General features: G+C 57.9%; 10 protein-coding genes and 1 pseudogene. 6 read left to right on the forward strand and 5 right to left on the reverse strand.

What is annotated here, in order from left to right:
• Positions 1 to 90: 90 nt before the first annotated feature.
• Positions 91 to 1,830 carry a PAS domain S-box protein gene (locus NKI72_RS23720; RefSeq protein ID WP_352821425.1) on the reverse strand — a complete coding sequence of 580 codons (1,740 nt, stop codon included), beginning with the start codon at positions 1,828 to 1,830 and terminating at the stop codon, positions 91 to 93.
• Between the two features lie 286 nt (positions 1,831 to 2,116).
• On the opposite strand from NKI72_RS23720, the gene NKI72_RS23725 reads away from it, so the two are divergent.
• The 5 genes from NKI72_RS23725 (at position 2,117) to NKI72_RS23745 (ending at position 8,116) form a co-directional block, all read left to right on the forward strand.
• On the forward strand, positions 2,117 to 2,827 hold the full coding sequence (locus tag NKI72_RS23725) for a helix-turn-helix transcriptional regulator (RefSeq protein ID WP_352472466.1): 711 nt from the start codon (positions 2,117 to 2,119) through the stop codon (positions 2,825 to 2,827).
• A gap of 279 nt (positions 2,828 to 3,106) precedes the next feature.
• A complete protein-coding gene (locus tag NKI72_RS23730) occupies positions 3,107 to 4,210 on the forward strand; it encodes an NAD-dependent epimerase (protein WP_352472521.1) in 1,104 nt (367 codons plus the stop codon).
• 460 nt (positions 4,211 to 4,670) lie between these two features.
• Positions 4,671 to 5,921, forward strand: coding sequence for an oligosaccharide flippase family protein (locus NKI72_RS23735; RefSeq protein ID WP_352472465.1), 1,251 nt, complete (start codon positions 4,671 to 4,673; stop codon positions 5,919 to 5,921).
• Positions 5,918 to 6,967: a glycosyltransferase family 2 protein gene (locus NKI72_RS23740; RefSeq protein ID WP_352472464.1), complete on the forward strand. Its 1,050-nt coding sequence runs from the start codon at positions 5,918 to 5,920 to the stop codon at positions 6,965 to 6,967. Before NKI72_RS23735 ends, NKI72_RS23740 begins: the two co-directional genes overlap by 4 nt.
• Before the next feature lie 99 nt (positions 6,968 to 7,066).
• Positions 7,067 to 8,116 (forward strand): class I SAM-dependent methyltransferase, encoded by a 1,050-nt coding sequence (locus NKI72_RS23745; RefSeq protein WP_352472463.1) that lies wholly within the window; start codon positions 7,067 to 7,069, stop codon positions 8,114 to 8,116.
• A gap of 295 nt (positions 8,117 to 8,411) precedes the next feature.
• Here NKI72_RS23745 and NKI72_RS23750 read toward each other — a convergent pair whose 3' ends face one another.
• The 4 genes from NKI72_RS23750 to NKI72_RS23765 are packed head-to-tail and all read right to left on the reverse strand — an operon-like array spanning position 8,412 to position 15,102.
• Entirely contained in the window at positions 8,412 to 10,628 is a 2,217-nt protein-coding gene (locus NKI72_RS23750) for a GumC family protein (RefSeq protein WP_352472462.1), read from the reverse strand.
• Position 10,629: 1 nt separating this feature from the next.
• Positions 10,630 to 12,624 carry an asparagine synthase (glutamine-hydrolyzing) gene (asnB, locus tag NKI72_RS23755; RefSeq protein WP_352501443.1) on the reverse strand — a complete coding sequence of 665 codons (1,995 nt, stop codon included), beginning with the start codon at positions 12,622 to 12,624 and terminating at the stop codon, positions 10,630 to 10,632.
• Positions 12,625 to 12,628: 4 nt separating this feature from the next.
• Positions 12,629 to 13,885 (reverse strand): O-antigen ligase family protein, encoded by a 1,257-nt coding sequence (locus NKI72_RS23760; protein WP_352835890.1) that lies wholly within the window; start codon positions 13,883 to 13,885, stop codon positions 12,629 to 12,631.
• Complete coding sequence (locus NKI72_RS23765) at positions 13,882 to 15,102, reverse strand: glycosyltransferase (RefSeq protein ID WP_352835892.1); 1,221 nt, start codon at positions 15,100 to 15,102, stop codon at positions 13,882 to 13,884. The genes NKI72_RS23760 and NKI72_RS23765 overlap by 4 nt, the downstream gene beginning before the upstream one ends.
• A 939-nt stretch (positions 15,103 to 16,041) precedes the next feature.
• On the opposite strand from NKI72_RS23765, the pseudogene NKI72_RS23770 reads away from it, so the two are divergent.
• Positions 16,042 to 16,290, forward strand: a pseudogene (locus tag NKI72_RS23770) (calcium-binding protein); the annotation flags it as partial.

Consider the following 16,290-nt stretch of genomic DNA (forward strand, 5'->3'; position numbering starts at 1 on the left):
GACGACATTCTTGGAAGGAACCCTGCGCATCTCAAAGGCCGCTCAGCGCGACCCGCCTTTAGATATCTGCTTTGCGATTGGAGCACTGCACTACAATCCGATTTCCTTGCGTGACAGCCGCAGCGAATACCGTAACCCTTGGTCCGATATTTCCAGCCTGGGAGAGTGACCGACAAGCGGCGCTCCATCCACTCCGATTATCATGGAACCGAAGCCATGACGGACTACGCTCGAGGTCCGCCGCCGCCCCGATTCCACCCACTCGAACCCGATCTCGCTGCCTGTGTCTTCAGGTGCGAACGTCCAGCTTACGTCGATCCGGCCTTTTGGATCGCCAAGCGCTCCATACTTCATGGAATTGGTGGCAAGCTCGTGAACGATCATCGCAAAACTCTCGGCGGCGCCTCCCGACATCGTCACGGAAGGACCGCCGACCGATATGGCGCGTGTTCCCATATATGGTTGCAATTCTTGCGCAACGAGATCGTTTAGCGTCCCCGATACGCTGCCGTTGCGTGAAAGAAGCAGATGGGTTGCCTCAAGCGCGCGTATCCGGTCGATCAGCATTTCCTTGTATTTGGCAACATTGTTTCCAGGAGCATCGACCATTTTCACGAGCGCCGTGATCACCGCGAAAACGTTGCCGAATCTGTGACGCTGTTCGAGCATAATGCGCTCCCGCTTCTTTGCCGCGGCGCGCAGCAGCGTGGTTTGTCGTCTCTCGCTCAGGTCGGCGGCCACCCCAAGCCGTTGTCCACCATCATCATGTCTTTCCTCCCTTCCGCGCAGGGCAACCCAGCGGATATGTCCGTCCGGTCGGCGGACGCGTATCTCGACATCGTAATTCGTGACCGATGGTGCGGCCTTTCTCGATGCCGCCAGCTTTGGCCAGTCCGCCGGATGAACGACAGCTGACAGCTCCTCCAAACTGCGGCTATTGGCCTGGGCCAGGCCGAGAATGTCCCAGAACGTGTCCGAGCCCGTGACTACCCCGTCTTTAAGGTCTATGCGCCACGTGGCCAAGCGTCCAGCAGACAGAGCGAGGTCCAGCCATTCCTTCTGGGCCCGAAGCGCTTCGTGAACAGCGCGTCGTTCCGAAATATCGTCGACCACCACGAAGATGCTCTCCGAGAGGCCACCCTCGGGCACGGACGAAGAAAGCGTTAGCCTGGCCCAGAATGCCGTACCGTCCTTTCGTGACAGACGCACCTCCGAAACGAACGAAGAAATGTCATTGCCCAGCCTCGCCAGCAATTGCGCCAAGGTATCCCGGTCGTTCGGATGGGCGAGCGTATCAAGCTGTAATTGGGCAAGCTCCTCCTCCCTGTACCCGGTCATCTCACAAAGGCGTCTGTTGGACTGCAGCAACTCACCTTTCTTGTTGGTGTTCGCGAATCCCATGGCAGCACGTTCGAAGGCCCAACGATAGCGGCTTTCGGTCGCCTCGACGGCAGCGAGCCTGGCCTCCGCGACTTCCAGCAACTCACGCAAGTCCTGCCGCAGACGATGGAAGGTCATGGCAATCACGCCACCCGAAACCAGAAGCAGGATTGCGCGTGCCCAGTCTCCACTTGAAATCTGATCGTGTCCTCGTGCCCACAGCCCGACAGCAACCATCAGAATGGTCGCAGCGAGCGCAGGTACGCGGTCTTCGAGATAAGCGATAATAATAATAGCCGGAATAAATTCCAGAAAACTTGCGCCTTGCCCAATATAGGCTGACGATTTTATTTCAAATATCAGTGTGGCAGCTAACACCGATGCAGACGCAATATGAGTTAGCAATCTGCCCGACGGGTTCGAATTCGACCTGCGCGACTGCGAGCTCATGGACACAGACTACAACCTTCTGACTAGCCCGTCGAGACTAGAGCAAAAAACGTACAGCTTAGTACCACTGCCGGATTGCCATACCGCTATCATAGCGCGCATTTTATCGGACGCAGCGGGGCCTAAGAGCTGCCTTAGAACTGTCGGATCATATTAAGTTTTCAAGGTGATGATGAACGTATTATCCGTCAGCGCATAGAAGACTATAATCCAGCTACACATAGAAGACTACATGAATCCCGAATACTTATTTCGGGCGTGTGAAACTTTGGGTTAGGGGTAGAAAATGAATCTGATCGATAGACAGGTCGATGCTTCTTCGAACAATCGGTATATTGTTACGAGGACCAAGTATGATTTTGAAGCGCGGAATACGCGGCCCTCTTCTGGTCACCTTCCCGATCGCGCATCGGATCCATTGGGCGCAAGGTTCGGCGAACCAAAAGGCCGCAGTCTGGAATCCATAACCGGCGTGCTTGATCGCATTGGCTGTGGCTATCTCGTGTTGAATCGCGAAAGAAAAGTAGTCGAGTGGAACGCAGCCGCCCAAACCACGCTTGAGCGCCAGGGCGAAGCGGCCGACACGGCGAGCGGACTTACGGCCGCCCTAAGGCGGCTGATCGCGAATGTTCCGGGCCAATTCCTGCCGGGCTCATTGTCTTGGGTGGTGATCCGCAGCAGGGGCGACCGACCGGTGATACTGAACGAGAACGGCGTTATCGCTCCCGACGGAACAAGCATTGTGGCGCTGCTGGATCGCGACAACAGGTCGGGGCCAAATCCTCGGACGCTGCAAAGAATGTTTGGCTTGACGAGCGCAGAAACGCACCTCGCCTTGCGCTTGGCCCAGGGCGACGCACCTTTGGAGATCGCTCGCAGCTGGCGTCTCAGCCGCACCACGATCCGTTCCCAGCTTGCCTCGCTGTTCGCCAAGACCGAAACAAAACGCCAGGCGGAACTGGTGGCCCTTCTTGGGCGTATTTCGGTCCTGCCGTAAGGGCCGCGCAGTTGTTGGGGTCTAGTTGGCGGCATCCACATGCGACGGGGCTTGGTCGACCGGTGCTGGAGGCCGTTCCAACCTAGCTTGGCAGGTCACGTTGCGCAGCGCGTGGCCGGCGCCTGCTCACCTGTGCCGACGCCGACGCCCCGGCACATAACATCCCGGCACAATTGGCCGGGATCTCGGAATAGGCAATTCGACACTGTCGAGTGACGTCGAAGGGGCAAAAAATTGGATCATGATTTAAACGGTGGTTCCGTTCTTTCTGCGGAAAATATGGAAACCGCCCGATCCCGGTCAGACCGCGCCGTGAAGGAACTCGTCCCGATAGGACCGATCGTCGTCACCGGTGCTGCAGGCTTCATTGGTTTTCACGTCGCCTTGCGGCTTTTGCGTCTGGGTGCCGAAGTCATCGGCGTCGACAATTTCACCCCCTACTACGATCCACGACTCAAGGAAGCGCGGTTTGCACGTCTCTGTGCCGAGCCGGGCTTCACTTCGATGCGAATTGATCTGGCGGATGCCGCCCGCGTTCAGTTGCTGTTTTCAGAATTTCGCCCCTCACACTTTGTCCATCTCGCGGCTCAGGCCGGCGTGCGTCATTCACTTGCTGACCCGCATTGCTATGTGCAATCGAACATAGTGGCGTTTCTCAACGTCCTTGAGGGCTGCCGGCACTTCGGCGTTAGTCATCTCGTCTACGCTTCGTCGAGCTCCGTCTACGGCTCAAATCGAACCACACCGTTTTCTGAGCATCACGGCGCAGACCATCCTGTCAGTCTGTACGCCGCAACCAAGCGTTCAAACGAATTCATGGCGCATTCATACAGTCATTTATTCTGCTTGCCCGTGACCGGACTGCGCTTCTTCACCGTTTATGGCCCCTGGGGCAGGCCCGACATGGCAGTCTACATGTTCACGCGTTTGATTATCGAGGGGAAACCAATCGAAGTAGCCAATGCCGGCCGCGTGTGGCGAGACTTCACCTATATCGACGACGTCGCTGAGGGGGTGGTTCGAGCACTCGCTGCACCGCCGCGACCCGACCCGGGTTGGGATTTTCTTACCGCAGATCCCGCCACAAGTTCTGCACCGTACCGCGTCTATAATATTGGCAACGACCGGCCGGAGGAGATTAACCGGCTGATTTCGCTCATCGAGACCGCCCTTGGCTGCCGGGCGATTCGCGTGGAAGTGCCTCTACCACCGGGCGACGTTCTGGAGACTCGCGCCGACGTGAGTGATCTTCGTAACGCTGTCGGCTTCGCCCCGGCGACAACGCTCGAGGACGGAGTGCAACGCTTTGTCGAATGGTACCGGGACTTTCATGGAACGAACATCGCAGCCAGCACACAGCAACAAACGTTAATGCATGTGTAAGCCCACCGTGTAATCCGCGCCTTGTCGGAGCGACGAATCCACGCGTCGGCCATCCTTGTCGCGGCTGCTGGTCTGGTCAAAAGATCCAGTTGGTACCGCATAACGTGACGACGACATTCCCGAGCATCGATGCCCGCGCGATCCCCGCAGAAATCAGTTCATCGCGGGCAAGTCCAACGAGCGGTCTCAATTTCAGAGCTGCAGTTGTGCCCCGCCCGGAGCACAAAGAATTCGCTACATCGCCGCTCCGCCGAACGATGTCATTCAGATGGATGATGGTGACGTTCAGGCCCCATCGTAAGCTCCGGTCAACCGCATTTTGCCTCCTCGGAATCGCGAGCTCATGTCCCAAAGCTACTTTCTGAGATCCAGGACGGTTCCTACGGTCGAGAAAATAATCACCCGTGTTCCTCCAAGCCCGATCGGCAGTATTCTGCGCGCGGCAGGAGGCGTTTCGGCCATGGCGATTGCCGGTCAGTTGACTCTCGTCGCCGCTATTCCCGTTTTGGCCCGGCTCTATTCCCCGGCAGATTTCGGGATCTTCACGATTTATCTTTCGATCGTAAACATCCTCGGCGCGATCGCAGCACTGCGTTTCGAGGCCTCTCTCTATGGTGTCAAGGACAATGCGCGGGCGTATGTGACTGTTAAGCTCATTCTCCTGGCTGTGTCGGTGACGAGTGTCCTCGCCTTTGCGGCAGGATTGCTGTGGGCGAGCATCGCTCCAGCGCGGGTCGGCCACCTCGCCTGGCTCGTTCCACTTGGGATGGCGGGCGCAGGTCTCGTCGAAGCCATGAACTGCTGGAGCCTGCGCGCAGGCCTGCTACGAGACTTCGCCCTCGGCCGGCTGATCTTGCCGGCGACCATGGCCCTGCTGCAATTGATTTTTGGGCTCGCCCATTTCGGAGGTGAGTCGATGGTACATGCCCATATCCTGAGCCAATTCATTTTTATCGGACTCCTCGGCTCTCGGATTCTGAGCTGGAAGGACTTACACGGCGTCGCCCGAGCGCCGTGGCGTACCGTCTTTGCCGTCGCCAGGCGAGAATACAAGTTTCCGTTATTTGACATTCCCTCAGCTCTCGCGAGTTTCGCCATTATCAATCTTCCCGCAATACTTGTTGGTTCGCTGTTTGGCGCCGCTTTTGCGGGTTACCTGGGAGTGGCAGCGCGGCTGGTGACTGCGCCGGTCACGCTGATCGCCACCCCGCTCAGCAATGTTTTTGTCTCCGAGGCGAACAAAAACAGTGATCGCAGACATCTGCTCGGCACCGCACGCGGCCTCTTGATGCTTTCAGCCTGCCTCACTGCATTGCCAATATTGGCGCTTGGCCTGGCTGCGCCATATATTGTCGTCCCCCTGCTGGGCCCGCCCTGGGTTCCCGCCGCAGACATTATGACCGCGCTGGCGTTCATGGGGGCTGCGCAGGCGTTGGCGACGCCGCTTCAAGATGTCCCAGCTCTCCTGCGCCGGCAGGAGCTACGGCTTCTCGTCGACGGCGCGCGGACGGCGCTGGTGTTTGGTCCGCTTCTTGCCGGTGCTGAGGCAGGTTGGGAACCACTCAAGGTCATTTATCTGATGGCGGCCGGCGGCGGCGTCGGGTTTGCACTGAAAACGGCGGCCTCTCTGTATATTTTGAGCCATGCCATTAAACCAGCGGGAGCTGCCATACCAAAACAAGGTCATCATCTCGAGGGAAAAGCACCATGAAACAATCGCAGCTTGATCAGCTCCAAACGACCGCTGTGGTTGACCAACATCATCGCGCTGATGCTTCGCGACTGCGCCCTTTCATTTCAGTTGCAATCCCAACCTTTCGCCGACCGGACACGATCCGCCGGGCAATGGATAGCATTCTGAGTCAGAATTTTTCCAGTTGGGAGTTGGTCGTCAGCGACGACGAGGGCCGGGACGGACCGACTTGGGCAATCGTGGCCGAGTATGCGCGGACCGAGCCTCGCATCCGAATTGTCGAAAACTGCCGGGGCCGCGGTCAGGTAGAGAATACCAACAATGCCATGCTCGCTTGCGCCGGAAAATGGATCAAGCTGCTCCATGACGATGACTGGCTCGCCCCGGGCGCACTCAAGACCTTTGCCGAGGTTTCCACCAAGCATCCCTCAGCTGCATTCATGACCTGTGCAGCCAATATAATTGAGGACGATCGGATGAAATTCCGATTGCCACCGCAGGGGCGGCAACGAATTTCCGTCTACTCAAGCCAGCAATGCCTGACGGACCTCTATCTGGTCCGCACGACGCGGAGCCTTGGGATCATCCCATCGACGCTTTTGATCAACCGCGACGTCATTCACGCGGGTTGCCTGATGCGCGCCCATAATTCAATCCCAGCTGGAGTCGACCAGCTGTTCTTTGTCGATCTGGCCTGCCACGGAGACATGGTCGCGATAAACGATGGCTTGATCTTCTACGACGCGACGAACCACCCGAGCATCACTACAACCAAGAGTTTCGATGAGGTCGATCAGGTAACGCTTGCCGTCAAAGAGCTTAACTGGAACCTCATCGAGGATCGTAAACATCTTCCCTGCCCTGAGACTCTGTTACGGGCGCTGCGGGTTGCTCGTCTTCCCAGCAGATTCCACCAGCAACCCTGGCGGGCGACGATCCGAGATGCGATGCAAATTCTTCGCCCGTCAGTTATGAAAATAGCGAGCCAGCACATTCTTACTTACGTGTTCGCGATCCGCCCGAGACTGGGTCGATTGCGTAGCCTGAGACGATTTAGCTTCTGAGCATGGCGGCATCGTCGAGCGCGACGGCGGGCGGGCTGGGGCGCATCATATACCGTCGAAGGCGGCTTTCCTTCGGTCTGGCCTTTAGGGGTAAGCGAGATGACCATTTGTCCGGCGTGTGCCAGTGTATCAACCGCGAAATTGTTCGAAGTGACAGCAGATGAGGCCTCTCGACATTTCATCAATCCGCGTCAGGACCCCGATCGCTCTCGAAAATTAACAAGCCACCTGTCGGATCTCTGGGGCAGCAACACATGCGATATCCGCAAATGCGCAGATTGCGGATTCGGTTTTGCAGATCCCTTCGTCGCTGGCGGCGTTGAATTTTATAACTTAGCCTGGGCGTACCCTTCCTATCCGACCATGAAATGGGAATATTCAAGGACTATCGAAGAGCTCGCGGGCCTGAAGACTGGCGGAAAAACTGCCCTCGAAGTGGGGTCTGGGTTCGGATATTTTCTCGATCGCATCAAGAATAAATTCTTCCATGTTTCCGACATCTCTGCGGTCGACTACAACGAAACGGCGAGGTCTGTACTGGCGTCGAAAGGCTTTAAGACCTATTCAGGCGATTTTCGGATGGACAGCTTCGATTCTATGAAAGAGTCCTTCGACTTTATTTTCATGTTTCAAGTCTTCGAGCATATGGACCAAGTGGACGACGTTTTTGCTCGATTGAAATATCTTTTGAAGGCGCAAGGATCTGCCTTTATCGCCGTGCCAAATGAAAACAGAACTTACTACATGGAGTCCCATGGCTCGCTCATAGACATGCCACCAAACCACATCGGCCGATGGACGAAAGAAGCCTTCGATGCCATATGTCAGCGGCACGGCTTGCAATTGAGCAAGTGCGAGCGGGAGCCGTTCAATCTCGCCAAATTCCTGAAACAAGACATCGTCCACAGCTTTTTCCGAAAGGGAGAGAAACCAGGTAGCGTGAGTGAGTTCGTGCGCGCCCTGCCGCGAAGCAAAGCGCAACGGATTGCGCAAGGTTTGACTGCCCTTGCGATTTCACCATCGCGGTTGCCGGCATGGGCATACGCGGTCAGGAATGCATCGACGATGGGGGGGAGCGCACTCTGGGCAAAGATCGACAAAGTCTCGTCACCTGCGCTACGGATTCATCGCCAAGCCAAGCAGCGATGAGCGGGTCCGCGTGAAGGGTGATTTCGACACCACTAGGCGCGCGGTGAACGCCAAGCAGACGAAGGACGGCGTCAGGCGCGTTGCCTCAGATGGGGTCCGGAATTCATGAATGCCCGTCCGGCGGCTCCTGGCCGTAGGTTCCGTTGTGACACTTCGGACCCACGCTCCGGATGGATCTCTCCGCGACAACCCCAGCTACTGCCGGATGGCCCGCGCCCAGCAGCCGATCGGCGCAGCGCCTAGCGCGGTGATTTTCAACCAAGCGGGAAGTGCGCAACAACAAGAGCCGCGCTCGTCATGTCCTCTCCAGCAAGAGGTCAGCGCTGTCCCCGAACCGGTAACCAGCGTGCTTCCTGAGATTAACCTTCGTGAGAACGCTTGCGACGGGGACCGAAGCTGGTGCATCGCCCGCAAGCAGGTCCAGAACGCCTCGCGCGATGCTGCGTCGCGTTTTCGCCCAGCGAACGGCGAAAAGAACCACGTCACCCCAGCCTGTCAGGAGCCTGGCCTCTGGTCCCTCAAGCCCCAGCGGTCCATTTATGATGACGACCCGATAGATCGAGTGCAGTTCATCTTTGAAAGGGGAGCCGTCGACACTGGACAGCAAGGGCAGCAGATCCTCCGACGGTGCGAGCGCCATGAAGTCGATCCCGATCGCCGACATTCCTGCTATCGCATCGTGCAGTGCACAACGGTCACTCACATAGTCTCCGAAAAAATTGTGCGGCTTACGTGCGCTGAATTCCTTCACAAACTCGCCCGTAAGGCGGTGGTCCGTGCGGTCCAGATCAATGAAGAGTACTCGCCCTCCAAGTCTGGTGGCCGCCAAGGCCATGCTCCATGCGAGCTCGGTCTTGCCATCATCCTCACCGCAGGATGTTATCAAGATTATGTTCGAGTAATCCCTTGCCTGTTGGGGCGCCGCGGCGACAAGCAGGGACGTCACGGCGCGGCTGTATCTGCACCCCTGCTGGCCTGAAACCAGCTGCTGCAGTCGCTTCGCGTGCGTTGTGGGAGCCTGGGGTATTAGCCCGAGGCACGGAACCTTGAGCGCTGCTTCAGCTTCGGCCTCTCCGCGCAAAGTGCGATCGAAGCGTTGGCGGACAAGTATGAAAATCCCTCCAATCAGGCCAAACACGACCATGCCAGGCGGAATAAGAAAAATTGGCGAAAGAGTCGTTGGATTGGTAGGGGGCCACGCCGCTGAGAGAAGCCTGACTCCGGGGGATGGACTTGCAATACGCCGCATCAAGTCCTGTTGCCGGGTCAAAAGGTCGTTGTAGCGCTGCGTCAGGATGCTGACCTGCGGCTCGAGAGCACGCAGTCCGGAAAGCCGGCCGGCTGTATCGGCCACAACCGCATCTAGGACATCCTTACGCTTTTGCAGCGCCGCAATCTGGGAGCGATAGATGTTTGCCTCAGCAGCGACGCGGGCGATTTCTTGTTCGATCTCACGATCGATCGCATTTGTGACATTCTCATCTGCCGTGCCGTTGGCCTGGCCTGCCAAGAGATCGGCCAGCAAGGGTGATCCGATGGCTTCGGCTACCGAGGCAACGGGCGCGCCCCCCTTTCGCAAGTCCTGAATGTGTTGGAGTCGGGATTCCGTTGCGGAGAGGTCCGCTTTCGACAAGGAAATTTGCTGAGTGAGTTCGGCTGTCTCCTTGGCAGCATTGTCCGCCGCACCTTGATCGACCGCGCCATGGCTCAACCGATATCTCTCCAGACGATCGGTCGCTTCTGCCAGACTGCTTTGTATAGTCGGCAGCCCGGAGACTATCGAGTCGAGTTCCAGCCTGTCCGACGCTTGGCTTTTCCTTGCCAGATCGCCAATATACACTTCGACGAACGTGTTGGCGATCAGAGCGGCTCGCGCCGGATCGTGATCGGTGAAGCCGACACTGATAACTCTCGATCGCAGCTCCTGGCCGATCCTCATACCTTCACGCAGCACCTTGAGTTCAGCCGCATCTGGCGCCGCCGGCGTGCTTCGCGGCCAAATTTTGGCCAGCAAATCGGCTGGAACCGAGCGCAAATTCAGCGGCTCGACGCCAACAGGCTTCGGAGGATGGTTTCCGGTTCGAGCACCAGCCTGTTTAGCACCATTGGCAGCATCCGTTTTGCGCAGCGCTGCCACTACGCTTCGCAGGTGGCTTTGCGATGAGAGCATGGTGATATGGTCGTCAATGCTGGAATCCAGCTGATCCTGAGCAGAGATCAAGCCGCCGGCAGGGGCTGCTCTACTAGGTGCGTCGACGATTACCTGCGTGGTGGCCTCGTATAGGGCAGGCCGTGCAAGCCCTCCAAGCGCGGCCAAGACACCGCCTGCGACGACCATGGCCAGGAGGAACCACTTTTTTCTTGAGAGGGTAACGAGGAGCTGATGGAGCGGGGTTTGCGTGTCCATCTGCTCACGTAACGGCCGTTTCATGCGCGGAGTGATTTCGCGCGCAGGCAAGTGCATTTCGGTAACGTGCGGAAGGTGGATGCGGCTAACTATGGACCCTTCCATCTTAATCTCCTGTAAGTTCGGGCACGCGAGAACCCGTTGCTGGCGGCGATGGCCGCCTTGCCTCGTTGTGCCAGGCCTGGAACATCAAAGCCGGCCACAATTCGCGAGAATGGTCGTGCCTGCCATCGACGTGACCGCGCCAGCACGCATCCACCTTCGCAAGGTCGAAAATTCCGTCTCCGGAGATGCGCATATCGGCGACAAGATCGTTTGCCCAACTGAGCAGCGGGCCCCTCAGCCAGACTGCTATAGGAACATCGAAACCTTGCTTTGGCCGCTCGATCAGTCGCTGCGGAACGTACCGGCGCAACAGCTGACGAAGGATCCACTTACCTTTGCCATTACGAACCTTGGTATTCGTCGGCAGGCGCCAGGCGAATTCGACAACCCGATGATCGAGTAGCGGGCACCGCCCCTCGAGGCTGTTGGCCATGCTGGCGCGGTCCAGCTTCACCAATATATCGCCGGGCAGGTAGCCGTCCATATCGTCATACAAAAGACGGGACAGCAGCCCATCAAGCCGGTGCTCGACGTGGATTGATGAGGGGGGCTGGTGCAGGCTGAGGTTCTCGGTCGACGATCTCGTCAGTCGCCGAAACAACTCGTCCTCATCGGCTGCAGCGAGTAGCTGAGCGAGGCGATCCAGCCGGTCGCCCCGCAGCGCATGCCGTGCACCCTCCGAAAGCGGCAGCTTCCCGACGAGATCGTGACGGGCTGCACGGGCCAGTAACCCAGTGCCTGCCGCGAGCGCCCGACGCAGTGCCGACGGCAGAGTATGCTGTCGTCGCAGGCGGGCAGCCATGAAGTGGCGGGCGTAGCCGGCGAAGCATTCGTCGCCACCGTCACCCGACAGAGCCACCGTAACGTGCCGGCGGGCGAGCCGCGCCACCAGCAGAGTTGGTATCTGCGATTCGTCAGCGAAAGGCTCGTCCCAGATCTGCGGCAATTCTGGAATGACTTCGCGCGCTACGGCAGCCGAAAGGTGGAGTTCGGTATGGTCGGTGCCCAGATGCCGCGCGACTTCCGCCGCGTGGGGAGCCTCATCGAACCCGCCCTCTCCGAAAGCGATCGTGAACGTGCGCACCGGCTTGTCCGATTGAGCCTGCATCAGGGCTACAACCGTCGAGCTGTCTATTCCGCCCGACAGGAAGGCCCCGAGCGGAACGTCAGCGATCATGCGCTCCCGAACGGCAAGTCGAAGCAGGCCATCCAGTTCAGTGGTAAGTTCTTCGTCACTGCCGACGACCTGCTCCGCCCGCCCTTTGGCGGCGGTTTCGGCTAGCGACCACCAGTATCGAATACGATGCGCTAGCGAGGCGGCACTTCGCGACGCGGCGAAGTCAGCTGCCGTCACCGACAGGACCGAACCCGGCGGTAATTTGAACACGCCTCGCCAGATGCAGCTGTCATCCGGTACCCATCCGTTCGAAAGCATCGCCGCGGCCGCATTGATATCGAGCTCCTGACAAAAACCTGGAAAACGGGTGATCGCCTTCAACTCAGAGGCAAAAACAAGCGCATCACGTGTTGAGGCGACATAAAGCGGCTTTTTGCCCATTCGGTCGCGGGCGAGATGGAGCGTCCTCGTCTTCAGATCCCATAGTCCTAGCGCGAACATGCCGGCGAAGCGTGTGAGTGCTTTTTCGAGGCCCCAATTCTCAATAGCGGCAAGCATGACCTCGGTATCGCTGGTGCCCCTGAAATGACGACCTGTACTTTCCAGTTCGCAGCGCAGATCGCGGAAATTGTATATTTCGCCGTTAAACGTAATGACGTATCTGCCGCTTTCGGAATGCATTGGCTGGCAGCCCGCCTCCGACAGATCAACAATGGCCAAACGCCTGTGACCGAAGGCAAGCCCGGCTTCGCTATGTATCCAGAATGCCTCGCCATCCGGTCCGCGGTGACGAAGCGCGGCCGTCATTTGCTCTATTGCCTTGAGCGGCTTCGTGTCGGCTGAATCGGGGGCAAGAAGAATTCCGGCAATACCACACATGCCATTAACCCGGATTGTTGGAGATTGCAGAAACTGCTTTCGGAGCACCGGCGACAAGGCAGATGGTCAGCGCAAACCACACGATCGGGTGACGGATGATCAGGTGCGGCATTCCGAAAATAGCGATTGACACCACGAGCGCTAACAGCGCGTCGAGCTTCGCACGCCATACCGACACGATGGCGGCGCTGACGATCCAGACCAGCGCCAGAACCGCAATAAGTCCACCTTGAGTGTACAGATCGAGGATCGTGTTGTGAGCCTCGAAGGGTCGTTCCAAAAATTGCGATTCGAACACTGATGGGCGCTCGAGATGCGGACCTGGACCAAGGCCCAACGACCCGGATTCCGCGCCCTTCTCTATTGCTTCGTCCCAGAGATGCACGCGGAGTGCGGCGGTTTCGGCAGTGGCCTCGCCGCCCTTGTCCTTGGTCAGGCCCTTGGCGAAGTTTTCGAGGACGCTCGCCTCCGTCACGGCGTAGGGGGTTATCGCGATCGCCAACGGAAGGATACCGACGAGCAACAGGAGGACGGCTTGCCGTGAAAAGCTGCCCCTATTGCCACTGGTCTTGAGCCATGTCCTGATCCGCAGCCCGAAGAACGTCAGGCAGGTCAGGATGCTGGTATACAAATAGGTATCGCTCTTTGTCAGCCTCCCGACATAGAAGGTTAGGAACAAGCTGGCGATCCCAAGAGACCTGCCCCATCGATTGCTGGTGGTGGTCGCAAGATGCAAGGCTAGCGGGCCAAAGATTGCGCAGTAGAGCGCGAGCTGGTTTGGATTGTGCGACCAGCCGCGAAAGCGGTCCCAGTACCAGGGATCGACGCCAGCTCGGGGGATCCAGCCCCAGCCTTGTCCCAGCTGAATGGCAAGGGCCATATTCGCGATACCCACGACCCACCAGCCAGTACGACGGAGATGGCGGTCGGCCTCGGGTTCTGCAGCGGCAAGGCAGGTGACGCTGACCAACAGCAGGTAGGCCATCGTATCGTGCATCAGGCCCGTCAGATATAGAACTGTGGTCAGATAGCCGACAACGGTGCCGACCCCCAGAGCCAGCGCCATAATCGTCCAGTAGCTTGCAAGGAGTGTCAGCGCCGGCCTGGTCTCCAGGCGACCGCCGGCAAGGACGCGCGCGATCGACAGCATGATCCAAAGCACGAGGAACAGTTCGCCAATCCCCAAGGGCGACCCAGGAATGTCGAGTTGCTCCGCATAGGTCGTTGCGAGCCCGCAGGCCAGGATCGCGTCCCGGATCATCGGCGCACATCCAATCTACCGCTGACAGCATCGTCTCTAATTAAGATCGGATACGCCGGTCGGGCGAGGCCACCGTGGGATTTGGCGCCAAGGATATTTTCGTACAGATCGCAATACTGAGCGACCACCCGCGGCAGCGCGAACTGCTCACGGACGAGTTCGACAGAACGACCGCCCATGATTTTTCCGTGACTGCGGTCGGACAGGATGTCGACTATTCGAGATGCAAGGCCATCGGCGTCGTAAGGTTGGACTAGGTAGCCGTTCCATCCATCCTCGACCACCTCATTGCAGCCGGGCATCTTTGAGGCGACTATGGGCAATCCCGCCAGCCCTGCCTCGAGCAGGACGCGCGGGATTCCTTCTCGATATTGTGTGGGGAAGGCGAACACGTCGGCCATGCCAAGAAGGGCTGGAACATCGCGTCGTGGGCCTAGCGCGATAATATGAGGAGCGTGTCTATCGATTTCCGACTTGTCGACTGCAAATGGACCTTCGGACTCCCAAGGGCCGACAAGCACGAAACGCGCATTAGGCCTTTTAGAAAGGACGCGGGGGACTGCTTGGAGCAGCGTCGGGATGCCCTTCTGGCGGGTTAGCCGGCCCACAAAAATTACGATCTCTGCTGACTGGAGCCCGAGTTCCTGGCGCATTTTCGCCGCCGGCGGAGCAAGATGCCTCGCCATAGCGAACGCATCGACATCGATGCCAGAACTGCGGATCACTCTTCCGCTGCCAGGTTCAATCAATCGAAAGCGCTTGAAGAAAGCCTCATCGTCCCGATTCTGAAATACCGTCGCTGCCGTCCAGAAGGAGGCAAGCCATTGTAGTCCGCAAAAAATTGGACGTAAGGCCAGAGCCCGCGGTTCCAACGATGAGAATGTCCAGCCCAGGCCGTTGATCGTGCGCACGACCGGGACCGTTCCGCGCACCGAAATGGGTGTCAGCAGGTTAGGCTTGGTATCGAAGCTTTGGACGATGTCAGGCCGGAGTTCCGCAAGCAATTTCCGAATCGCTCTTACAGCGGTCCACTCGCCAGTGCCGCTGGCAAATCGGTCGAAACCGTAGCGACGATGCGGAATGCCATGCCGCAAAAACGCAGCCTCATCGCCGGTTGAAACTGCCGTGACCCGGAAGCCGCTTTCGCGCAGGGACATTAGGAACGGAATTCTCAGGGCGTGATCTTCGCCTCCGACACAAACGAGATGCGGATTCATCCCGAAGCTCCCGTCCGTGCGCCGTGTTCCGGTCGCGTGAAGTAACTGCCTTTCGCATCTGCTTTCATGGTTTTGCTTCGTTACTTCTGTGCGCGTGAAAGGATACGGTAGGAGGAGGCTTGCATACTGTCCTCGTCTGTTTGAATGAGGCAAACTGCATGGGGATCACGGCCTTACGGGTATCGCGAACCACCTCGACGGCATCTGGTGGTGCATAGGAACGGGTACGCGGATGAATTGCGCCTCGAACACTAGGGGTTCGGCCAAGCCGGACTTGCAACTGATAAGGCAACCGAAGAAAGCGCTTCCCACAGTCGTGCGTTGTACGGCTGCTCTACGCTGGGCGCGTCGGATTCCTAAGCGCCCGGTCCGGGTTCGCGCCTCAGCTTGTCCCGCTTGTGCTACCAGGCATGATAGTCGACCCCTCAGCCACAACTCCTGGCGCAACCTGCCTCCTTGCGACCAGCGGATAAGCCGATTCGACCGTACCGATGCCGGCAACCTGATCTGCCGACCGATTTCACGCGACGAACGCGGGGACGCCTACGAATTATCCACAACTAATTGGTTGCGGGAGTGAGACTGTGGAGGGGTCTGGCTCTTAGGTGAACGTCTGTCTGATCTCTCAATGCGCGGGTGAACAGTTAGATAGAAACATAGTTTAAAAGTTTATTTCAGCGATCTGCAAGATACGCTCTAGATATTAAACTATCTGTCTTTCAATCTGACCAGATGGGCTGGATAAACACGGCCCTTTGATGGGATCATATTCTTGTTACTTATTTATTATGTCCATGGAAGTTACTCCTTCCGTGCAGCATTCCTATTGGCGATCAACCATTCTATCAGAGCCTGCAGGTATGTGATTTGGCGCTAATATACACCCTCTAGTAGGCAGACATCCGCGGGGCGCTATCGAATCAAAATGAGGGATTATGGATGGCAACTCTGCACTATGCATCGGGTGGTTCTGCCACCGAAATCGCAACCGCCGGCTTCAATCTGGCTGACGTTCAGTATGTTTCGCTGGTCGACGCATTGCCTGACGGCATGAAAGGCCTGGTGTACCTCAACGAGCATGAGGGCGTAACCGCATCCTTCATCGAGAAAATGACCCCCTTCCTCGGCAATCCGAATGTGTTTGGGTTCTATCTGGTTGACGAGCCCGATCCCACGGGCAGGTGGGGC

Origin of the sequence: Mesorhizobium sp. M0437, assembly GCF_040321335.1 — a bacterium.
Lineage (GTDB): Bacteria > Pseudomonadota > Alphaproteobacteria > Rhizobiales > Rhizobiaceae > Mesorhizobium.